Raw genomic sequence first — 22528 nt, 5'->3', positions numbered from 1 at the left:
CCAGCATTACTTATTGTCTAATTCGTCGTGTCTTAAGCGAAGGTTGCGCGGAGTCGCTCGAGCTTACCCGAGGTGCTTCCGTCAATTACTTCGTCTCCGACGCGGATGACCACGCCACCGAGGAGGCTGGTATCAACCTCGGAGTGGATGCTCATCGCACGACCGTAAATTCGTCCCAGCTTTTCAGCCAGCGCCTGCTGCTGTCCATCGTTGAGATCAACCGCGGAGACGACGTGTGCCACTGAAAGGCCCTGCAGCTCAGCTGCGGTGGCTGCCAGTGCGGCAACATCATCAATCGGATTGTTCTCCGGGCGACCGATGACCTGAAGTGCGAGGGCTTCGGTGACAGCTGCCACCTTGCCGTACAGCACCTTGGCCAGGAGATCGCGACGGGTAGCCGAGTCCTGTGTGCGATCGGAGAGCAGCTGAGTCAGCTGGCTTTCACGATCAAGGATACGGCTGAGACGGAACAGCTCGTCCTCGACCCGGCCGAGCTGACCCTGCAGCTCCGCAGAGCGGAGGAGGGCCTGGCGGCCAAGCTTTACGAGTCCGGTGCGGAACTCGCGTGGGGTTGACCAGGTCTGGTCTGCGGCATCCTTGAGGATTTCGAGAGTGACCTGGGAAACCTTTCCACCGAACACAGCCTCAATGAGGCCAACGCGCTGCTGCGCGTCTTTCGAGGAATCAGCCACTGCGACACGCAGACCGCGGTCGCCGTCGAGAACCTCGACGACGTCGAACAGCTCGGTTCCGGCCTGGGCGGCTACTGCTACGGCGTTATCTGCCTTGAGGGCAGTGTCCAGATCGGACGATACCTTTGCTAGTGCCTCACGGCTCGCTGCGTGCATGTCGCTCACTTTCCGTTCGGTGCCACAGTGTCGAGGTCGGCGAGGAAACGATCAATGGTGCCGGAGCGCTTAACGTTCTCGGAGAGCTGATCCCCAAGAAGGTGCTCGGCCAGGTTGATCGAGTTCTGACCCATTTCGCGGCGCAGTTCGTTAACGACCTGCTCGCGCTGTGCCAGAAGCTGCTTCGTTCCGGACTCGATGATGCGGTTGCTCTCTTCGTCGGCCTTCGCCTTCAGTTCTGCTTCGATCTGCTTGCCGCGCTCGCGCGCCTGCTCACGGATTTCAGCAGCTTCGGTGCGAGCCTCAGCGAGCTGTGCGTTGTACTTTTCAAGGGCAGACTTCGCCTCGGCCTGTGCGGCCTCGGCACGCTGAATGCCTCCCTTGATCCGGTCCTCACGCTCGGTCAGGACTTCCTGGAACTTCGGAAGAACAAACTTCCAGAAGATCAGCAGGATGATCAGAAACGGGATGAGGGACCAGACGATGTCATATGCCTTGGGCAGCAGAATGGAGTTGCCGCTCTCCAGAGGGAGGGCATCCGCGTTAGCGTGCGCAAGGAGGTAGATAGGATTCGCCATGGTTTACCAGCTTTCGGTTAGTTAGCTGATTAAACGAAGAGGAAGCCGGCAACGAGACCGATCAGTGCCAGGGCCTCAACGAAGGCGATGCCCAGGAACATGGTGGTACGAAGCTGGCCGGCCATCTCAGGCTGACGAGCCATGCCCTCGAGGGCCTTGCCCACGAGGATGCCGATGCCGATGCCAGGGCCGATGGTGGCGATGCCGTAACCGACAGCACGGAAGTCTGCAGCTGCTGCAACAGTCTCGGTCTGAGCCAGGATGATTTCGTTCATGAGGTGTCGTTCCCTTTCTGGTGCCCAGGGTTCTGGGCTAAGAGGTGTTAAGTGGGGTTATTCAGTTGACCGTGTGGTCCGCCCGCCGTTGTCGCCCCATTCGGGGCTCCATTCGACGGCCTTTGTGTTTCATCTAATGAGAATCCGCATGCAACGAGAGCTCAATGTACACCGCAACCAGCAGAGCGAAGATGTACGCCTGCAGGAAGATGATGATCACTTCGTAAACGGTGAAGAGGATCGCCGCGATGATGGTCACACCGGACATCGCGGTCCAGCCGTTCATCTGCCAGAAGAAGAAGTTCGTGGCGGAGTACAGCAGAACCAGGATGAGGTGACCGGCCAGGAAGTTGGCCATAAGACGCAGCGCCAGGGTTACTGGCCTCAGGATGAAAGTCGAGAAGAACTCAATTGGAACCACCAGGATATGAAGAAGTGGTGGAATATTCGGGATCACAATCGAAGACTTCACGTACTTGAAGAATCCGTATCGCTTGGAACCTGCGTAGATAAACGCAATGTAACCAACCAACGCCATTACGAGTGGCATACCCATTCGGGCGTTGGGCGAAATATTGAGACCCGGAATGATCGTCGCAAGGTTCATCATGAGGGTCGCAAAGAAGATGGTGGCGATAACCGGCAGGAACCGGCGGCCTTCCTTCTTTCCGAGAATGTCCTCAGCGATGTGAATGCGGACGAAATCGAGTGCATACTCTGCAAAATTCTGGACGCCATGCGGGACGAGCTTCGGCTTACGCATAGCCCAAAGGAAAAAGATCACCACGATGGCTGCCATCAGAAGACGGACAAGCATCAGGCGATCAAGTGCGAACCAACCATTGGCGAAATCAGTGAACAGCATGTCCACAACTTCGCCACTATCGGTTACGTGCCCCGGGAAAAATTCGTCGTCCAAGTTCGGGGCGTGGAATTCACCCTTCATGGACAGTGTTGTAACGCTCAGCGTTCTCTCCCGTGTTCGGGCCGTGCACGCGTGGGTTAGTGCACGGTGCGATGGACGTCTGAAAAACTCGCTGTAACCGTCACGGACTCCGTCGCACATCTGCGCAACGATTACAGGGGACGTGGTCCGTGGAAACTCTCTCCGGCAAATGTCTGCTGCCTTCAAGGGCTCTACGGTTCAACCCGCGTAATAGACTAACAGGTGATTTACGCTTTTATCCAAGCGGGGCGGGGGGAACGTGGGTTACGCAGTGTTCCTCCCGCGGAAATACCGTGTGAGCGGGAGGTTTCATGTCCTGTTAGGTGCGTCACAGAGGGTGTTTCCTTGCCGAACGGGGGTAACTACCCACCCATGACCTAACAGGATCTTATGATTTCGCTGCCAGGATTATGCTGGTCAATCCACTAAAGGATCACCAGTTCCCACCCCATGGAAAGTCGCGTTGGAAACGGAAACCACATCATGGTGATTCAGTCCGCCCACTCCCCCGCGGGCAGCGAAAGAAGGGTGGCAGTTCAACCCCGCCGTAAGGCCACACCGAGCAAAAGCGGACATCCAGAACGTACGGTTCACCATTATCGCCACCCCCTTGCACAAAAAGAACGCCAGGCTCCCCGGATGGAAACCGGGGAGCCTGGCGCTTGCTGGAGGATTAACCGATGTAGGTGACCCTGGAGGTGATGACTCCCCACACTTCAACAGCCAGGACCACGAGGAGCGCCAGAATCACCGTGACGAAAAGCGCCACTGTGTCATAGAACTCCATGTCGCGGATAACCGCGAGGACAATGACCAACACCACGATCTTCAACAGCCAGCTGCCCAGAACAATGGCGCCGGTGGTCGCGGCATCAGTATTGGAGGTGATCAGCACACTGAGTGCGGTGAGCAGAACGAATCCCCCACCCAGGGCCGCGCCGATGAGAACACCCCAGATTCCGGGGAGATCACGCAGGCCTCCCCAGACGGCCAGTGAGATCACCGTGATCACGATCAGTGCGATGGTTCCGAATTTCACAGCTCGTTGGAGTGGGCGACGGTGGTCGTCGAACTCGGACTTCTCCGGTGCGATTGGGGTTTCTGAGGTCTGGGGCTGTTCGTTGGTCACGTCGGGAAATCCTACCGGGTTGGCCGGGGGAAACAAGAATACCAACTGGCCCACCTGTCCACCTGAGCGGTAATCAAGTATCAGAGCTGGATAGACAAGCTATTTTCGGTGCCTGGGCACGTTCTTGCCACGCGCCAGGGGCACGGTGGTGAGCACCGTGGCCACAATCAAGCCGAACACGGTGGCGCCCAGCGCATACAGGGGCGGAACAATGGAGAAACTCACCGCGCCGAAGGCGACAACCGTTACCCACATGTAGAGAACCAGGACAACACGCCTGTGGGTGTGCCCGATCGCCAGGAGGCGGTGATGCAGGTGCATCTTGTCCGGGGAGAAGGGGGAAGTGCCCTTGCCCAGGCGGCGGACCACAGCCATCACCAGATCCAACAGTGGCACCGCCACCGCAGCCAGCACCACGATGATCGGTGACATGAGCGCGATCAGGTCCACGGTGCCGTAGAGGCCCATGTTGATCTTGCCCGAGGCGGAGGTGGAGGCCGCAGCCAGCAGCAGCCCGATCAGCATCGAACCGCTGTCCCCCATGAAGATTCTGGACGGTTCAAAGTTGTGCGGGAGAAAACCTGCACAGATACCCACGAGTGCGGCAGCGATAATGGCCGGCGGGTAAGCGGAGACCGCTCCGTTCTGGTCGAACAGGATGGTCAGGGAGAACACCAGGATGGCAGCGCCGGCGATCATACCCACCCCGGCGGACAATCCGTCCAACCCGTCCACGAAGTTGAGTGCGTTGATCAGCGCCACGGTGAACAGCGTGGTCAGGATGGTGGACTGGACCTGATCCAGAAGCAGAGTGGTTCCCCCACCGAAGGGGAAATACAGAATCGTCCAGGTCAGGCCCAACAGACTCATGGTCACAGCACCCACGATCTGGCCGACCAGTTTGGTGATCGCATCCAGATCAAAGAGATCATCCAGCGCCCCCACCACCACGATGACAAATCCCGCCCAGATGACAGCGTGCATCTCCGGGGTGATGGGCATGAAGCCTCTTGTCAAGGCTGGAAGCTGGTCAGCGAGGAAAACGGCACCGAGGAAGCCACTGAACATGGCCACTCCGCCCAGGCGGGGCTTGGGCATGGTGTGCACATCGCGGTCACGGATCTCATTGAGGCGACCACTGCGCACCATGAGGGTGCGGATGATGCCTGTGGTGAGATACGTGATTGCGGCGGCAACGAGGATCACCAGCCCCAGTTCGCGCAGCGGGATTCCCGCAAAACCGGCTCCCATTTAGCGCAGGCTCTCCGCCGTCACCCCCAGCACCTCGCCGATGCGTTCTGCACTGATAGCGCCCTCCCGCAGGAGCTTGGGGCGCTCACCGGAGATGTCGATGATCGATGATGGCTTGCCGATCGCGCATTCCCCGCCATCGAGATAGACGGAAACGTTCTGGTTGAGCTGCTGGCGTGCCTCAGTCACCGTGCTCGGTGGTTGATGTCCGGAGATATTGGCGGAGGATACCGCCATGGGGCCGGTCTCCCGCAGCAGTTCGATGGCCACCGGGTGCAGCGGCATGCGCAGCATCACGGTGCCGCGGGTGTCACCGAGGTTCCACGGCAGGCTGGGCGCCTGCGGGACGATGATGGACAGCCCACCCGGCCAGAAGGCCTGCACGAGGGTCTTGGCCTGCTCGGAATAGTGTTGGACCAGACCCTGGATGGTGTCCCAGCTGCCCACCAGCACGGGTACCGGCATGTCGGGACCCCGGTGTTTGGTGGCCAGCAGGTTGGCCACGGCCTCATTATTGAAAGCGTCGCAGCCCAGTCCGTAGAGGGTATCCGTGGGTAGGACAACGAGCTGACCGGCCTTGACCGCGTCAACAGCTGCCTTCAGGCCGGCTGCGCGGGATTCCTGGTCGGCGCAGTCATAGATTCTGCTCACTGTGGTGCTCCTAGAAGAAAAATACGGATGATGGAAAGTAATTAAAAACCCAGAGTCACAGCTTACTCGCCGTGACAAAGCGCGCCCGACCGGTGAGATCGTTGAGTACTGCCACGTCGGTGAACCCTCCGTGGCGGGTGAATACGTCCAGGACGAGTTCTGAGGTGGTGTCATCGTGCTCGACACCCATCACTCCCCCGGGTTTGAGCAGGTTGAAGATCAGATGGACCATCTCATCGATCACATCCATCCCGCCGGCACCGCTGAAAACAGCCATGTGGGGATCACGGTACACCTCAGGTTCCAGATCCCCGGTCTCCGGGACATAGGGCGGATTGGACACCACAATGTCCACCCGACCATGCAGGTCAGGCAACACAGTGGCATCGGTGGCATCACCAATGACCAGCTCCACACCTGGCGTGAATTCGGAGAAGTTACGCGCCGCCCACGCCGCGGCCCCCGGATCAAGCTCGACCGCGGTGACCCGGGCGTCGACAAGCTCATGGGCCAGATAAGCGGCGAGCGCGCCGCTACCGGTGCACAGGTCAACAACAACAGGCTTATCGACGCCCCGACCGCGCCGCACCGCCCAATCGGCGAGCACCTCGGTCTCGGGCCGGGGAACGAAAACCCCGGGGCCGACATGCAGGTCGAGTGCGCCCATCGGCGCACTGCCCAGGATGTGCTGGAGCGGTTCACGCTGCGCGCGGCGGCTGACCGCCTCATCAAAACCTGCCGGCACCTCATCACGCATGTGCAGGGCCACATTGAGCGGACCGCAACCAAGGAGATGTGCGGCGATCAGGCGGGCATCATTAAGTGGCGACGCCACCGCAGCCTGTTGCAGGATGTCGGTGGCGTCGCGCAGTGCTTCCCCGAGGGTTCGCATGCCTAGTTATCGGCCTCGAGGCGTTCAGCGCGTTCAGCTGCACGCAGGGCGGTGAACAGATCATCCAGTTCACCGTCAAGGACGGAATCCAGGTTGTTGGCCTTGAAACCGATGCGGTGATCGCTGATGCGGTTCTCCGGCCAGTTATAGGTACGGATGCGCTCGGAGCGGTCCATGGTGCGGATCTGGGACGCACGACCCTGTGCGGCCTCAGCCTCCGCCTCCTCCGCCTGCAACGCCTGCAGACGGGCGGCGAGCACCTGCATGGCGCGCGCACGGTTCTGGATCTGGGAACGTTCCTTCTGACACGTCACCACGATGCCCGTGGGCAGGTGGGTGATGCGCACGGCGGAGTCGGTGGTGTTAACACCCTGACCACCCTTACCGGAGGAACGATAGACATCGACGCGGATCTCCTTCTCGTCGATCTCCACATCCTGCACCTCATCCGGCTCCGGGTAGACCAGCACGCCGGCGGCAGAGGTCTGGATGCGTCCCTGGGACTCGGTCACCGGCACACGCTGAACGCGGTGCACACCGCCCTCGAACTTGAACTGGCTCCAGGCACCATCGCGGGACGGCTTGCGGGAACGGATGGACAAGGTAATGTCCTTGACCCCGCCCAGGTCGGACTCAGCAGAGTCGAGAACCTCGATGATAAAACCGTGCTTGTCGGCGTACTTCTGGTACATGCGGAGCAGGTCACCTGCGAACAGGGCCGCTTCATCTCCACCGGCACCGGCCTTGATCTCCATGACAATGTCATCACCATCATGCTCATCACGCGGTGCCAGGAGATCAGCGAGCTTCTCCTCCAGCTCCACCGATTCCACCTCGAGGCGCTCTGCCTCGGCGGCGAACTCGTGGTCCTCGTGCGCCATCTCCTTCGCCGCCTCCAGATCATCCCTGACCTGGACCAGTTCGCGGTGCACGTTGATGATGGGCTGCAGCTCGGAGTAGCGCTTCCCCACCCGTCGTGCCGCCGCGGCATCATTGTGGAGCGCAGGATCTGCCATCTGCTCCTCAAGGCCGTGATACTCGGCGAGGATATCGTCAACCGCTGATACCTGTCCTGCCATTATGAGTACTCCTCATCATTTTCGGTGGCGGCCATCGGTGCACTTGAAGCGACCTGCATGAGGAATTCCGCGTTGGACTTGGTCTTCTTCAGCTGCTTGATCAGCAGATCAATGGCCTGCTGGTTATCCAGTGCAGACAGGATACGACGAAGCTTGTGCATGATGCGAGCCTCATCCGGGTTGAGCAACAGCTCATCCTTACGGGTACCGGATGGGTTGACATCCACTGCAGGGAACACACGACGCTCGGAGATCTTACGATCCAGCTTGAGCTCGGCGTTACCGGTGCCCTTGAACTCCTCGAAGATCACGGTGTCACCGGCGGAACCGGTCTCCACCATCGCGGTGGCGATGATGGTGAGGGAACCACCATTTTCAATGTTGCGGGCCGCACCCAGGAAACGCTTCGGCGGGTACAGCGCGTTGGAGTCAACACCACCGGACAGGATACGTCCGGACGCAGGGGAACTGTTGTTGTAGGCACGACCCAGACGGGTGATTGAATCGAGCAGGACAACAACGTCCTGGCCCTGCTCCACCAGACGCTTGGCGCGCTCAATGGCCAGCTCCGCAATGGCGGTGTGCTCTCCCGGCGGGCGGTCGAAGGTGGAGGCGATGACCTCACCCTTGACCGAACGCTGCATATCGGTGACTTCCTCAGGACGCTCATCCACCAGCACAACCATGAGGTAGCACTCCGGGTTGTTGGTGGCGATCGCGTTGGCGATGTTCTGCAGGATCGTGGTCTTACCGGCCTTGGGCGGGGACACGATGAGCGCACGCTGGCCCTTGCCGATCGGCATGATCAGGTCAATGACACGGGTGGTCAGGACACGCTGCTCGGTTTCCAGACGCAGACGCTGGTTCGGGTACAGCGGGGTGAGCTTGTTGAACTCCGGACGGTTGCGGGTTTCCTCAACAGGCAGGCCGTTGATGCTGTCCACGCGCGACAGGTTGTTGTACTTCTGACGGTTGCGTCCACCATGTCCACCCTGGTTGCCGCCCTGCTGTCCACCCTGATTCATGCGGACCTGGCCCACGATGGCGTCACCGGAACGCAGACCCATGCGACGGATCAGCTGGTTGTTCACAAAGACATCAGATGGTGCCGGGTGGTAACCGGTGGTGCGGACGAACGCCACATTGGTGTCCACGATGTCCAGGATGCCGGCGACGTTCTGCAGCTGATCGTCCTGCTGGTTGTCATTCTGATCATTCTGCTGGTCACCGCGGTTATCACGGTTGTCCTGGCGGTTATCCCGGCCACGACGGTTACGGCGGCCACGGCGGCCACGGCGGTCATCACCGTGGTCGTCATTGCGATTTCCGCGGCGATCATTGTGGGAGCCGTCGTTGTCCTGGGAATCCTGCTGATTGTCGGACTGATCCTGCTGGTTATCGCGCTGGTTGTCACGGTTGTTGTCCCGCTGATCATTGCGATTTCCGCGGCGGTCACGACGCTGGTTGCCACGACGGTTATCGTGGGAATCCTGCTGGTTGTCATCACCCTGGGACTGCTCGGTGTTGTCCTCCTGCTCATTCTGAGAAGGCTGAGAAGGCTGAGACTGCTGAGTCTGCTGTGCCGGAGCGGTGTCCTGCTGGTCCTGGGTGTCCTGACTGTCCTCGGAGTCCGGGGTGTCACGCTGTGTCTGGCGCTGGCGGTTGCGTCGCGCGCGGCGTGCAGCGGAGCGGGATTCAAAGCGGTTGTCCTGGTTATCCTGGCCGTCCTGGGATGAGGACTCAGAGCCGTCATTGTCCTCGTGGGACTGTTCCTGCATCGGGGCTGGAGCGGACTCAGTCTGTGGGGCCTGCTGGACACCCTCACTGGAGGGAGTGGTCGGGGAGGCGGTGACGCGGCGACGGCCACGACGAGCGGGCGCCTCTTCCGGAGCAGTCTCTGCTGCGGGTGCAGGGGTGGACTTGACGGCCCTGCGGGCGCGGGTGCCTGCAGCCTGCTGTTCCTCTGGCGCGTTGGCGGCCGGGGCGGCGGTGCTGGTGTTTCCACCCGAACGGGCGGAGCTGATGGCGTTGATCAGTTCACCCTTGCGCAACCCGGAGGTCCCCTTGAGGCCCAGTTCTCCGGCGATCTTGCGCAGTTCCGGCAGTCGAAGGGCGGTCAGTTCGCCCTGGTTCGCTGCGGTGTTGTCTGTGTTGGTCACAGATATCCTTTCGTGGCATTCCAGCCGAGTGGCATTGTCTGTTTCACATGTGTGTATATGAGATGTATGAAGGCTGAAAGCTGCTTCTGTGTAATTTTGAGTGCACTGCCGGGAAGGAGCTGTCCCGCGCCGCATCTGCCTTCATCGGGAATTCTGCGAACTCACGGTTGAAAACACACGAATAACGGAAACTGCGTGGCAATTCACTGAGGGAGGGCAACATGTTCTCCGCGGCGCGGATGCGATGCTGTGCCCTGAACCAGACCGGATGTGGCTCAAATTGGCCCACACCCCGAGGTGCCCCATGAACTGTCCCCACACTCCCCCGGTTAAACGGACCGTTGCCGCCGGGGAGCTTGATGAGGGAATCTGATGTGCACCGAGTTTAAGTAGCCCGGTCTTGTTGTGACATATTAGCGCATTACACCGGCAGTGTCTCAATCGGCATATCCACAAGAGCAGTTTCTCTCGGGAACCACCCCGGATACCATCAACACCACGGGGTGTCCCCCGTCACTTTCGGGTGATTGCATCACACTGGCTCACCCGGTGTCCGGTGCCATCGCTAAAGTGGTCTGCATGCTCAGCACGATGCAGGATGTTCCCCTCTCCCTCTCCCGTATTCTCAAGTATGGCTCCACCGTCCACGGTGACACTGTCATCACCACATATGACGGTGATGAGCAGGAGCAGATCACCTTCGCTGACATCGGCGCCCGGGCGGCGGCCCTCGCGCATGCGCTCCATGATTCCCTCGGCATCACCGGTGACCAGCGGGTGGGGTCCCTGTTGTACAACTGCGGGGAGCACCTGGAAACGATGTTCGCGGTGGCCTGCATGGGTGCGGTGTTCAACCCACTCAACAAGCAGCTGATGAATGACCAGATCGCGTTCATCATCAACCACGCTGAGGATGAGATCATCGTGGCTGATCCCCGCCTGGCCACCCAGCTGGGTGAAATCCTTCCCGAGTGCCCCGGCGTCCGCGCGGTGATCTTCATCGGCGATTCCGATATCCGCGAGCCTTCCTCCCACCTGCCGGAGGGTGTCCAGACCTATTCCTATGAGGCGCTGCTGGACGGTCGTTCCACCCACTATGACTGGCCTGTGGAGGATGAACGCACCGCCGCGGCCATCTGCTATTCCACCGGCACCACCGGCCCACCGAAGGGTGTGGTCTACTCCCACCGTTCGCTGTACCTGCAGTCATTGAGCCTGCGGACCACGGATTCCCTCTCTGTCACCCACGGTGAGACTTTCCTGTGCTGTGTTCCCATCTATCACGTGCTCAGCTGGGGTGTTCCCATCGCGGCGTTCATGTCTGGGACTCCCCTGGTGATGCCCGGCGCCGACCTTTCTGCCCCGACGCTGGCAAAGATCATTTCCACCACCCTGCCGCGGGCAGCCCACGGCGTGCCGACCTTGTGGATCCAGCTCATGGTGCACTATCTGAAGAATCCTCCGGAGAGAATGTCCCTGCGGGAACTCTATGTCGGCGGTTCCGCCGTGCCGCCGGTGGTGATCACGCTGTGGGAGGAACGGTATGGCGTGGATGTGGTGCACGTCTGGGGCATGACGGAGACCTCCACGGTGGGCACTGTGTCCCGACCACCATCGGGCGTATCCGGTGCGGCCCGCTGGAGCTACCGCGTCTCCCAGGGCAGATTCCCCGCCTCCCTGGAATACCGTGTGGTCAATGAGGGGCAGGTGATGGCTTCCACCGACCGCAATGAGGGTGAGATCCAGGTCCGGGGTCCGTGGGTCACCGGTTCCTACTTCCAGTCCCCCGCCGCGGAGGAGGGTGGTCTCGCCGAGTCCTTCCACGGGATGGATGCGAATGGGCCCGACGAATCCTTCACTGCTGATGGCTGGCTACGCACCGGCGATGTGGGTGCGGTCACCAGCGATGGATTCCTCAGCATCCAGGACCGTGCCCGCGATGTGATCCGTTCCGGTGGCGAGTGGATCTACTCCGCCCAGCTGGAGAACCTCATCATGGCCACCCCGGAGGTGGTGGAATGTGCGGTGATCGGATTCCCCGATGACAAGTGGGTGGAACGCCCCCTCGCTGTCACGTTGCTGTACCCCAATGTGGAACCCACGCGTGAGACCGCGGAACTGCTCCGTGATCAGCTGCGCGACCGTCTACCCAACTGGATGCTGCCGGAGTACTGGACGTTTGTTAAGGAGATCGACAAGACATCGGTGGGTAAATTCGACAAGAAGGACCTGCGCATGCACTTGGCCGATGGTGAATTCGAGGTCATCAAATTGAAGGGACCTGGGGAGAAATAGTTTCCATACCTAAATCGCTGATTATTTCCGGTTATAGTTGGCTTTAATCTGCACTGTTCCTAGGATGGAGATCACATGACTACTCGCCTTTACCTCCAGCCCGGGCCGTATCAACAGCCGAAAGAGACAGCGTCGCAAAGCGTCAAACCTGATGGCACGCGTGAGCTGGTCGACCGCTACGGGCGGGTGGCGCGCGACCTGCGCGTCTCGCTCACCGACCGGTGCAACCTGCGTTGCACCTACTGCATGCCGGCGGAAGGGTTGGAGTGGCTGCCCACCGAGCAGTCGCTTGACGACGAAGAGATCAACCGCCTCATCCGCATCGCCGTGGAGAAACTGGGTATCCGGCAGATTCGATTCACCGGCGGGGAACCCCTGCTGCGGAAGAACCTGGAGTCCATCATTGAGGCCACCTCCCGTCTGCGCACGGATGAGGGTGAATCCGTCCGCACCGCACTGACCACCAACGGGCTCGGCCTGGACCGCCGGATCGATGCCCTGAAGAAAGCCGGCCTGCACCGGGTGAACATCTCACTGGACACCATCGACGCGGAGCGCTACGTCGCCCTGACCAGGCGCGATCGCCTGGCCGGCGTATTGTCCTCCATTGAAGCCGCCGTGGCTGCAGGGCTTGATCCGGTCAAGATCAATGCCGTGGTGATGCCCGGGGTCAATGAGGTGGACATCGTGCCACTGGCCGCTTTCTGCCTGGAGCGCGGCGCACAGCTGCGCTTCATTGAGCAGATGCCGCTCGGCCCGCGTGACCAGTGGAAACGGACAGACATGGTCACCGCGGCCCAGATACTGGAGCGGCTGGAGGAGAGGTTTGACCTCACGCCCGCACGCGAACCACGGGGGGCGGCCCCCGCTGCCCTGTGGAACGCCACCGACCGTGAGGATCCCCAGATCACCGGCACACTCGGCATCATCGCATCGGTAACCCACCCTTTCTGCGGTGACTGCGACCGTTCCCGCCTGACCAGTGACGGCACCATCCGCAACTGCCTGTTCGCGCGCACCGAAACGCCCCTGCGTGATCTCATGCGCGCAGGAGCCTCCGATGATGAACTCGCTGCAGCCTGGGCAGGTGCGATGTGGGAGAAGAAACCCGGCCACGGCATCGACGATGAGGGCTTCCTCCAGCCGGATCGCCCCATGTCAGCGATCGGTGGCTAGATCCCCTTGTCTGATGTCTCTATCACCGGGCACCTTTCACGGGTGTTGTCCCTGATCACCCCCGGCGCGCCGGTAACGCTATCCCTCCATGAGGCCGTGGGGACCGTGCTCGCAGCGGATACCCATGCCCGGTTGGCGGTGCCACCGTTTTCCAATTCCGGGATGGACGGTTATCTCATCAATACAGCGGACCTTTCCGCGGGAGGAACCGCGACGCTGAAGGTGAGCGGCGATGTTCCAGCCGGCGGTGCCGCCCTCACCCCGGTGCGGGGAGAGTCCGTGCGCATCATGACGGGCGCTCCGGTCAGTGATCCCGTACCGGAAGGATTGGCGGTCATCCCCGTGGAGGACACCTCCTCTAGCCCGGGGCCCCTGGATCTTCCGGAGTCGATTGATATCCACGCTTTCCGCGGGCGCGCCCACATCCGACTCCGGGGCGAGAATGTCCGTCCAGGTGACCGGGTGGCCCGGGCTGGCGAGCTCATTGATGCCGGCACACTCGCAGGTCTGATCTCCGCTGGTGTAGAGCAGGTTTCGTCGTTTCCCCGACCCCGCGTGGCGGTGCTGAGCAGCGGTGATGAGCTGGTGACATCGGGTACCACTCCCCTGCCCGGCCAGATCCCGGACTCCAACCGCCCGATGGTGGCCCAGCTTATACGCGAAGCAGGCATCAAAGAAGTCTCGGAGCTCCACACCGGTGATGATCCGGAGGAGTTCTGGGATGTATTCAGCCAGGTGGTGGAGTCACATGATCTGGTGATCACCACCGGCGGAGTGTCAGCCGGAGCCTTCGACGTGGTGAAATCCGCGATGGGCCTGGGGGCCGCGATGTGGTTCGGCCACGTCAGCATGCAGCCGGGCAAGCCACAGGGCGCAGGCACCTGGGCGCGCCGGGATGGCTCCCCGGTACCGGTCCTTTGTTTACCGGGTAACCCGGTGGCGGCGTTCGTATCGTTTCTCATGTTCGTCCGTGCGGCCGTGGATAAGCTTGTCGGGCTTGAGGTCTCCCCGGATCTGGGTTCACGTCCCCGGACCACGGCCACTGCCGCCGTGGACTTTCCTGATGCGCGCGCGAAGGATCTCATCGTGCCGGTCAGACTTTCCTGGGGTGAGGCTGGAGCGTTGGCCACGCCGTTCACCCAAGGAGGGCGCGGCAGTCATTTCGTGGCCTCCCTCAACGGGGTGGATGGTTTCGCCATCATCCCTCCGGGCTCTTCCGGCCCCGGTGAAGGTGAACAGATCGGGGTGTACCTGACATGAATGTGATCATCCTCGCTGGTGGCCAGGGCACACGCATGGGGGGTGTGGATAAGGCCGCGGTTCAGCTCAATGGGCGCAGATTACTTGATTATCTTCTGGAGTGCTTAGGTTCCGGCCACAACGTGGTGGTGGTCTCCCCGCATCCCGTGGAGGGGGTCATCACCACCAGTGAGCAGCCCCCGTTCGGTGGACCGGTGGCGGGCATCGCTGCCGGCGTGGCCGCCCTGCCACAGACTGAGGAGTTCACCGCTGTGCTTGCCGTGGATGCCCCCTACTCCGCGGAGATGCTGCCGGCCCTGCGAAGTGCCATCGGTGATGCGGATGTGGCGGTGACCCGTGCCCACGACGGGTGGATCCAGCCGCTGTGTGCAGTGTGGTCAACCATGTCCCTGACTGGTGCCTTGGCGGATCTCGGAGAGGTCCGGGACAGGTCGGTGAAATCACTTCTGAGAAAGGCCACGCGGGTGGTCGAGGTATCCGGCAATGGCACGGAAACCGACTATGACACCATCGGGGAGCTCTCTGCCCTCGGTGAGGTGGAACTGCCTAATAGAGACGTTCAAAAATAGGCCCGAGCAGTGGGCACACCACCCCGAGGGCATCGCGGACCCCTCCCGGGGAACTCGGCGCATTGACAATCAACGTGGAACCGCTGTCCCGGGTGGTCAGCCCCACCAGGCCGCGTGAGAGTCCAGCCTGATGGGTATTGGCCAGTCCTGCGAAGAGAATCTGGGACATCACTGCGGTGAGTTCTGTCTCAATCAGAGGTGCGGTGGCCTCCGGGGTGCGGTTGCGGGGCCCCACCCCGGTGCCACCGATGGTGACGATGATGCGGATACCGTCCCGGATAGCCCCCGCCAGGGCATCAGAGACTGCGTCCAGGCCTTCTGGGAGAGTCACTGAGCGCACCACATCCACACCGGCGCCGGTGAGGATGTCCTTGGCGATGGGCCCCGCTTTGTCTTCCCGGGCCCCGGACGATATCCGATCGGACACGGTGATGATCGCCGCCGTCAGATCCATCCCATCTACCGCCATTTCTCCCTGACCTCTCTCAGCTTTTCACCCCCACAGAGGGGGAGTCCGAAAAAACCACATGCATTGTGGCACTGTTTCTACTCCACATACCTGCAGGAAGTGAATTAGAACACATCAATGTTGCGTAAATAAAGACGGGATTTCCCGTACCTATATAGACCCTAGCAGCTCAACCCGTGTTAGATTATGGGCATTCAGGGCCACCTCGGGCTTGTTGGAAAGCCCTTTCAAACCCACAGGAAGAGGCGTAAAGTGACAGAACTCAACACCAAGGGCAAAACGCTGCAGGGGTGGGATCCAGAAGATCCGGAACACTGGGATTCACAGATCGCCTGGCGGACACTCTCCATCACCACGTTCTCACTCATCATCGGTTTCAGCGTCTGGTACCTGGTTTCCGCCATCGCCCCACTGCTCAACCGCATCGGCTTTGACCTCACCGCAGCGCAACTCTACTGGCTGACTTCGATCCCCGGGCTCGCCGGAGGTATCCTCCGCCTGATCTACATGTTCCTCCCCGCCCGCGTGGGCACCAGGAACCTGGTCGGAATGTCCTCCGCCCTCTTCCTCATCCCGATGTTCGGCTGGTTCCTCGCCGTCCAGGATGCCAACACCCCGTACTGGTGGCTGTTGGTTCTCTCCGCGCTGACCGGTATCGGCGGCGGCGTCTTCTCCGGATACATGCCCTCCACCGGTTGGTTCTTCCCCAAGGCCAAATCCGGAACAGCGCTGGGCATCCAGGCGGGTGTGGGCAACCTCGGAGTCTCCGTCATCCAGTTCCTCGGACCATGGGTGATGGGTTTCGGCCTGCTGGGCATCGGATTCGTCACCCCACAGCGCACCTCCGAAGGCTCCGAGGTATTCGTCCACAACGCCGCCATCGTGCTGGTGCCGTGGACCATCCTCGCCGCCGTACTGGCGTTCCTGTTCCTCAAGGACATCCCGATGAAGGTGAATTTCCGCGATCAGCTGAACTTCTTCGGCAACAAGAACACCTGGATCCTCACGGTGGTCTACATGATGACCTTCGGCGCCTTCGCAGGTTTCGCCGCCCAGTTCGGCCTCATCATCAACAACCACTTCGGCATCGCCTCCCCCATGGCAGAACAATTCCCGGCGGAAACACTGCATGCAGGCGCCACCTACGCCTTCCTCGGCCCCCTCATCGGCGCACTTGTCCGCGCAGCATGGGGTCCACTCTGTGACAAGTTCGGAGGTGCCATCTGGACCTTCGTCAGTGGCGTGGGCATGATCGCCGCCACCACCGCGGCAGCCATCTTCCTGTCACGTGCGGAAACCCCCGATGATTTCTATCCGTTCCTGTGGTCGATGCTGATCCTCTTCTTCTTCACCGGTATCGGCAACGCCGGCACCTTCAAGCAGATGCCCATGATCCTGCCGAAGAAGCAGGCCGGTGGCGTCATCGGATGGACCGGGGCGATCGCCGCCTTCGGCCCCTTCGTGGTCGGTGTGCTGCTGTCTATGACCCCGACTGTCGGATTCTTCTGGGGTTGCGTGGTGTTCTTCATCATCGCCACCGCGCTGACCTGGATCTACTATGCCCGTCCACATGCCCCGTTCCCGGGCTGACCGAAAGGCTTCTCAATGACTACAACGCATTCGAACACGGATTCCGTGAACCCCCTGTTCAAACTCGGTAGCTACCTCCGCAAGGGAAAAGTGGGCCCTGAGGGACAACAGATCTTCCTCAAGGGCGGCCGCCAGGCTGATGTCTTCTACCGCAACCGCTGGTCCTATGACAAGATGGTCCGCTCCACCCACGGAGTGAACTGCACGGGGTCCTGCTCCTGGAAGGTCTACGTCAAAGACGGCGTGATCACCTGGGAATCCCAGGCGGTTGATTACCCCACCACCGGCCCCGATATGCCGGACTATGAGCCCCGTGGCTGCCCCCGTGGTGCCTCCTTCTCCTGGTACACCTACTCCCCGACCCGCATCCGCTACCCGTATGTGCGTGGAGTGCTGGTGGATATGTACCGCGAGGCCAAGAAGCGCCTGGGCGACCCGGTGCTGGCCTGGCGTGAGATCGTGGAGACCCCCGAGAAGCGTGAAGCCTATATCTCCCAGCGCGGCAAGGGCGGACTGATCCGGGTCCAGTACGAAGAGGCCATTGAGATCGCCTCGGCGGCCCACATCTACACCATCCGCCAGTACGGACCCGACCGCATCCACGGTTTCACCGTGATCCCCGCGATGTCCCAGGTCTCCTACGGCGCCGGCACCCGGTTCCTCCAGATGATCGGTGGCGTGGCCCTGTCCTTCTACGACTGGTACGCAGACCTCCCTCCGGCCTCACCACAGACCTTCGGCGATCAGACAGACGTCCCTGAATCCGGTGACTGGTACAACTCCAGTTACCTGATGATGTGGGGCTCCAATATCCCGGTCACCCGCACCCCGGATTCCCACTTCATGGTCGAGGCACGCTACAACGGCACCAAGGTGGTTGTGGTCTCCCCCGACTTCGCAGACTCCACCAAGTTCGCCGATGAATGGGCACGCATCAACCCCGGAACCGACGGTGCCCTGGCCTTCGCCATGGGCCATGTGATCCTCAAGGAATTCCACGTCGGTCGCGCAACCCCGTACTTCATGGACTATATGCGCAAATACACCGACTCCCCCTTCCTCGTGGAGTTGGATGAGCACGGTGACGGCACCTACACCCCGGGCAAGTTCCTCACCGCCGCCGGCGCGGAATCCTTCGCCCCCGAGCTGGCACAGACCCCCAACGCCACCCACCGCCTTCTCACCATGCAGGCTGACGGCAGCGTGGTTGACCCGGGCGGCACCGTCGCCGACCGATGGGGCGATGACGGCGTGGGCAAGTGGAACCTGCGTCAGGATGGCGCGGAATCAATCATGTCCATGGCTGAGGTCACCGGAGCCACCGGCACCGCCGAGGTCCTCTTCCCACGCTTCGATCTCACCCCCTCCGGCCAGGACACCACCGGCCCCGTGGGTGCCGGTGTGATCTCCCGAGGTGTGCCCACCGTGGAGATCGACGGCCGAAAGTTCACCACCGTCTTCGACGTCCTCCTCGCCCACTACGGTGTCAACCGTGAAGAGCTGAACCTGCCCGGTGAATGGCCACAGGACTTCCACGACCCGGTCATGGGCACCCCTGCCTGGCAGGAGGAACTCACCGGGGTACCGGCCAATCAGGCCATCCGCATCGGCCGTGAGTTCGCCCAGAACGCCGAGGATTCCAAGGGACGCTCCCAGATCATCATGGGTGCCGGCGTCAACCACTATTTCCATGCGGATTCCATCTACCGCACTTTCCTGGCATTGACCTCCATGTGCGGCACCCAGGGGGTCAACGGCGGCGGCTGGGCCCACTACGTGGGTCAGGAGAAACTGCGCCCCTCCAACGGCTGGGGCCAGTACGCATTCGCCACCGACTGGCAGCGCCCACCCCGCCAGATGATCACCACGGGCTTCTACTACCTGACCACCGATCAGTGGCGTTATGACAACACCCGCGCCGATCGACTGTCCTCCCCACTGGCCAACCGTGGAACCGTGGGTGACAAGATGACCTCGGACACCCTGATCGAGGCCATGAAACGTGGCTGGATGCCGGCCTATCCACAGTTCAACCGCAACCCGCTGGTACTTTCCCAGGAAGCGGAGGATAAGGGTGTGTCCGTCCAGGATTATATCGTCCAACAGCTCACCGACGGGGACCTCGAATACGCCTGTGAGGATCCGGATGCGCCGGAGAACTGGCCACGCATCCTGCTCAACTGGCGCACCAACCTCATGGGTTCCTCCGCCAAGGGCACCGAGTTCTTCCTCCGGCACATGCTCGGCGTGGATTCCGACGCCACCGCACGGGAGCTCGGCCCCGATGAGCGCCCCGCATCCATCAAATGGCATGAGGAAGCCCCCAAGGGCAAGCTCGATCTGATGCTGACCACGGACTTCCGCAACACGTCCACCACGCTGGTCTCTGATATCGTGCTGCCCGCCGCCACTTGGTACGAGAAACACGATCTATCCACCACGGACATGCACCCGTTCATCCACTCCTTCAACGCAGCCATCAGCCCACCGTGGGAAACCCGCACCGACTGGGAGGTCTTCCACGACATGGCCAAGGAGTTCACCAAACATGCCGGGAAGTGGCTGGGCACCCAGACCGATGTGATTACCGCGCCGGTGGCCCACGACACCCCGGATGAGCTCAACATGCCCGGTGGCATCGTCCCCGATCTGGACGAGGTCGGCCTCATCCCCGGCAAGACCATGGCCAAGATCATCCCGGTCGAGCGTGATTACACCAAGATCTATGAGAAGTGGAACCACTTAGGTCCACTGCCCGAGAAGGTCGGAACCGGCACCCACGGCACCCCTTATAACGTGGCCAAGCAGGTCGAGGAACTCGCGCTGATCAACGGCACCGGCATGACCGAGTCCGCCGGCGAACGTCCCCTGCTCAATTCGGCGGTCAAGGCCATCGAGATGATCCTGCACCTGTCTGGTGTGTCCAACGGCGAGGTCGCCGCAGAGGGATTCCGCAACCAGGGCGCACGCGTGGGCACAGACATGATGGATCTGATCGCCGACCACGAGGGCACCCGCATCAACTGGGACCAGGTCAAGGAACGCCCCATGGAGGTCATCACCTCCCCGGAGTGGTCCGCGGATAAGCGCAATGGACGCCGCTACACCGCGTTCTCCATCAACCTGGAATATGACAAGCCGTGGCACACGCTGTCCGGTCGCATGCACTATTACCTCGACCATGACTGGTATATCGACTACGGCGAGCAGTTGCCCATCTTCCGCCCACCCCTGGACAAGATCCACATCAATGGTGAAGTGGGCCCCGGTCAGACCGTCCAGGGCAGCAATGGCGAGGCTGAGGTCACCGTGCGTTACCTCACCCCGCACAATAAGTGGTCCATCCACTCGCAGTACTACGACAACCTGCACATCCTGACCGTCTCCCGAGGCGGCCAGGTGATCTGGATGTCCAACAAGGATGCGGAGAAACTCAGCATCGAGGACAACGACTGGATCGAGGCGTACAACCGCAACGGCATCGTCACCGCCCGCGCGATCGTCTCCCACCGCATCCCCGAGGGCACGGTCTTCATGAACCACGCCCAGGAACGCACCGCCGGCACACCGCTCAATGAGCACACCGGCCGCCGCGGTGGAACGCACAACTCACTGACCCGGATCATGATCAAACCGATCCATGTGGCGGGCGGCTACGGCCAGCTCGCCTATGGCTTCAACTACATCGGACCAACAGGAAACAACCGCGACGAGGTCACTCACATCCGTCGCCGCTCCCAGGAGGTGCAGTACTAATGAAGGTCATGGCGCAGATCGCAATGATCATGAACCTGGACAAGTGTATCGGCTGCCACACGTGTTCGGTCACCTGCAAGCAGGCCTGGACCAACCGTCAGGGCACGGAATACATCTGGTTCAACAATGTGGAGACCCGCCCCGGCGTGGGTTATCCACGTGGCTGGGAAGACCAGGACAAATGGGAGGGCGGCTGGGTCCGCACCAACTCCGGCAAGCTGAAGCCGAAGGCGGGTGGCCGCATCAAGAAGCTGGCCACCATCTTCCACAACCCGAAGCTGCCCACCATCGATGATTACTATGTCCCGTGGTCCTATGAATATGACAAGCTGCTCTCGGCACCGGCAGGACAGTCAGCCCAGCCCACGGCACGCCCGGTCAGCCAGCTGGACGGCCGCCCGATCGACAAGATCGAATGGTCCTCCAACTGGGATGACAACCTGGGTGGATCCACCAAGACCATGGATGAGGATCCGGTTCTGGAGCAGATGAACCTGCAGGTGGCCAAGGAGATTGAAGATTCCTTCATGTTCTATCTCCCCCGCATCTGCGAGCACTGCCTCAACCCCACCTGTGTATCCGCCTGCCCCTCCGGTGCGATGTACAAACGTGCCGAAGATGGCATCGTCCTGGTCGACCAGGATCAGTGCCGCGGTTGGCGCATGTGCGTTTCAGGTTGCCCGTATAAGAAGGTCTACTTCAACCACAAGTCCGGCAAGGCCGAGAAATGTACGCTGTGCTACCCGCGCCTGGAGGTCGGTCAGCCGACCGTCTGCTCCGAGACATGCGTGGGCCGCCTGCGTTACCTCGGCGTCTTGCTTTACGACGCCGACCGCGTCGCAGAGGTGGCCGCCACACCGGATGAAAAGGATCTCTTCGAGGCACAGAAGACGCTCTTCCTGGATCCTTTCGACCCTGAGGTCATCGCCGGTGCGCAGCGGGAGAACATCCCCCACAGCTGGATCGATGCCGCCCAGCAGTCCCCGATCCACGATCTCATCTTCAAGTATGAGCTGGCACTGCCACTGCACCCGGAGTACCGCACCCTGCCCATGGTCTGGTACATCCCGCCACTGTCCCCCATCGTGGATGAGGTCACCGCATCAGGCAATGACGGCGAGGACCACAAGATCCTGCTCACCGCCCTGGCCACCATGCGCATCCCACTGGAGTACCTGGCGGGACTGTTCACCGCAGGAGATACCCGCCCCGTGGAGAAATCGCTACGCAGGCTGGCTGCCATGAGATCCTATATGCGCGATATCAACCTGGGCAATGATCCTCAGGAGGAGATCGCGGAGGCCGTCGGAATGGACGGTAAAACCATGCGGGAAATGTACCGGCTGCTGGCCATCGCCAAATACGATGACCGCTACGTCATCCCCACCGCCTCACCTGAGACCCCACGTGGCATCCAGGGTCTGGATCCATTCGGCAACGTTGATCCGATCGGTGCCGCGGAATCCCTCAACGTGGGTCTTGGCGAAGGCGCACCGGAAGCATGTGGCACCGGTGCGGCTGCAGAGCCTGGCCGCGTGAGTCTGGCCTCCTGGAACCCAGGCGAACGCCCGGATTCCATGTTCCCGGATCGCAGGGATTAAGAAC

The 22528-nt window shown here is 61.2% G+C and carries 18 protein-coding genes; 7 read left to right on the top strand and 11 right to left on the bottom strand.

Annotated features, from left to right (window positions below):
- Positions 1-32 precede the first annotated feature (32 nt).
- From CFAEC_RS05720 to rho, 10 genes are all read right to left on the bottom strand, one after another.
- Complete coding sequence (locus CFAEC_RS05720; protein ID WP_290279567.1) at positions 33-848, bottom strand: F0F1 ATP synthase subunit delta; 816 nt, start codon at positions 846-848, stop codon at positions 33-35.
- A gap of 5 nt (positions 849-853) precedes the next feature.
- The gene (locus tag CFAEC_RS05715; protein ID WP_290279566.1) at positions 854-1426 is read right to left on the bottom strand and encodes a F0F1 ATP synthase subunit B; all 573 of its coding nucleotides are present in this window, start codon (positions 1424-1426) and stop codon (positions 854-856) included.
- A gap of 29 nt (positions 1427-1455) precedes the next feature.
- Positions 1456-1701 carry an ATP synthase F0 subunit C gene (locus CFAEC_RS05710; RefSeq protein ID WP_290279565.1) on the bottom strand — a complete coding sequence of 82 codons (246 nt, stop codon included), beginning with the start codon at positions 1699-1701 and terminating at the stop codon, positions 1456-1458.
- Positions 1702-1834: 133 nt separating this feature from the next.
- Complete coding sequence (atpB, locus tag CFAEC_RS05705; protein ID WP_290279564.1) at positions 1835-2647, bottom strand: F0F1 ATP synthase subunit A; 813 nt, start codon at positions 2645-2647, stop codon at positions 1835-1837.
- A gap of 673 nt (positions 2648-3320) precedes the next feature.
- Positions 3321-3776: a Cg1360 family ATP-synthase-associated protein gene (locus CFAEC_RS05700; RefSeq protein WP_290279563.1), complete on the bottom strand. Its 456-nt coding sequence runs from the start codon at positions 3774-3776 to the stop codon at positions 3321-3323.
- Between the two features lie 99 nt (positions 3777-3875).
- Positions 3876-5027 carry an MraY family glycosyltransferase gene (locus tag CFAEC_RS05695; RefSeq protein ID WP_290279562.1) on the bottom strand — a complete coding sequence of 384 codons (1152 nt, stop codon included), beginning with the start codon at positions 5025-5027 and terminating at the stop codon, positions 3876-3878.
- Positions 5028-5678: an L-threonylcarbamoyladenylate synthase gene (locus tag CFAEC_RS05690; protein WP_290279561.1), complete on the bottom strand. Its 651-nt coding sequence runs from the start codon at positions 5676-5678 to the stop codon at positions 5028-5030.
- Positions 5679-5733: 55 nt separating this feature from the next.
- On the bottom strand, positions 5734-6570 hold the full coding sequence (prmC, locus tag CFAEC_RS05685) for a peptide chain release factor N(5)-glutamine methyltransferase (RefSeq protein WP_290279560.1): 837 nt from the start codon (positions 6568-6570) through the stop codon (positions 5734-5736).
- A gap of 2 nt (positions 6571-6572) precedes the next feature.
- Entirely contained in the window at positions 6573-7649 is a 1077-nt protein-coding gene (gene prfA / locus CFAEC_RS05680; protein ID WP_290279559.1) for a peptide chain release factor 1, read from the bottom strand.
- On the bottom strand, positions 7649-9808 hold the full coding sequence (gene rho, locus CFAEC_RS05675) for a transcription termination factor Rho (protein WP_290279558.1): 2160 nt from the start codon (positions 9806-9808) through the stop codon (positions 7649-7651). The genes prfA and rho overlap by 1 nt, the downstream gene beginning before the upstream one ends.
- Positions 9809-10387: 579 nt before the next feature.
- On the opposite strand from rho, the gene CFAEC_RS05670 reads away from it, so the two are divergent.
- The 4 genes from CFAEC_RS05670 (at position 10388) to CFAEC_RS05655 (ending at position 15108) form a co-directional block, all read left to right on the top strand.
- Complete coding sequence (locus CFAEC_RS05670) at positions 10388-12103, top strand: long-chain fatty-acid--CoA ligase (protein WP_290279557.1); 1716 nt, start codon at positions 10388-10390, stop codon at positions 12101-12103.
- A 75-nt stretch (positions 12104-12178) separates the two neighbouring features.
- Positions 12179-13279: a GTP 3',8-cyclase MoaA gene (gene moaA, locus CFAEC_RS05665; RefSeq protein ID WP_290279556.1), complete on the top strand. Its 1101-nt coding sequence runs from the start codon at positions 12179-12181 to the stop codon at positions 13277-13279.
- 6 nt (positions 13280-13285) lie between these two features.
- Positions 13286-14539, top strand: a complete 1254-nt coding sequence (locus tag CFAEC_RS05660) for a molybdopterin molybdotransferase MoeA (protein WP_290279555.1) — start codon at positions 13286-13288, stop codon at positions 14537-14539.
- Positions 14536-15108: a molybdenum cofactor guanylyltransferase gene (locus CFAEC_RS05655; protein ID WP_290279554.1), complete on the top strand. Its 573-nt coding sequence runs from the start codon at positions 14536-14538 to the stop codon at positions 15106-15108. Before CFAEC_RS05660 ends, CFAEC_RS05655 begins: the two co-directional genes overlap by 4 nt.
- Here the strand turns inward: CFAEC_RS05655 and CFAEC_RS05650 are convergent.
- On the bottom strand, positions 15086-15577 hold the full coding sequence (locus CFAEC_RS05650; protein ID WP_290279553.1) for a MogA/MoaB family molybdenum cofactor biosynthesis protein: 492 nt from the start codon (positions 15575-15577) through the stop codon (positions 15086-15088). The two genes, CFAEC_RS05655 and CFAEC_RS05650, sit on opposite strands and share 23 nt — an antisense overlap.
- Before the next feature lie 252 nt (positions 15578-15829).
- Here CFAEC_RS05650 and CFAEC_RS05645 point away from each other — a divergent pair, with 252 nt between their 5' ends.
- The 3 genes from CFAEC_RS05645 to narH are packed head-to-tail and all read left to right on the top strand — an operon-like array spanning position 15830 to position 22524.
- Positions 15830-17167: a nitrate/nitrite transporter gene (locus tag CFAEC_RS05645; RefSeq protein ID WP_290279552.1), complete on the top strand. Its 1338-nt coding sequence runs from the start codon at positions 15830-15832 to the stop codon at positions 17165-17167.
- Between the two features lie 15 nt (positions 17168-17182).
- Complete coding sequence (locus tag CFAEC_RS05640) at positions 17183-20923, top strand: nitrate reductase subunit alpha (protein WP_290279551.1); 3741 nt, start codon at positions 17183-17185, stop codon at positions 20921-20923.
- The gene (gene narH / locus CFAEC_RS05635; protein WP_290279550.1) at positions 20923-22524 is read left to right on the top strand and encodes a nitrate reductase subunit beta; all 1602 of its coding nucleotides are present in this window, start codon (positions 20923-20925) and stop codon (positions 22522-22524) included. The genes CFAEC_RS05640 and narH overlap by 1 nt, the downstream gene beginning before the upstream one ends.
- Positions 22525-22528 lie beyond the last annotated feature (4 nt).

Source organism: Corynebacterium faecale (genome assembly GCF_030408735.1).
Lineage (GTDB): Bacteria > Actinomycetota > Actinomycetes > Mycobacteriales > Mycobacteriaceae > Corynebacterium > Corynebacterium faecale.
Note: the sequence above shows the minus strand (reverse complement) of the source record. Positions and strands in the feature narration are given on the sequence as shown.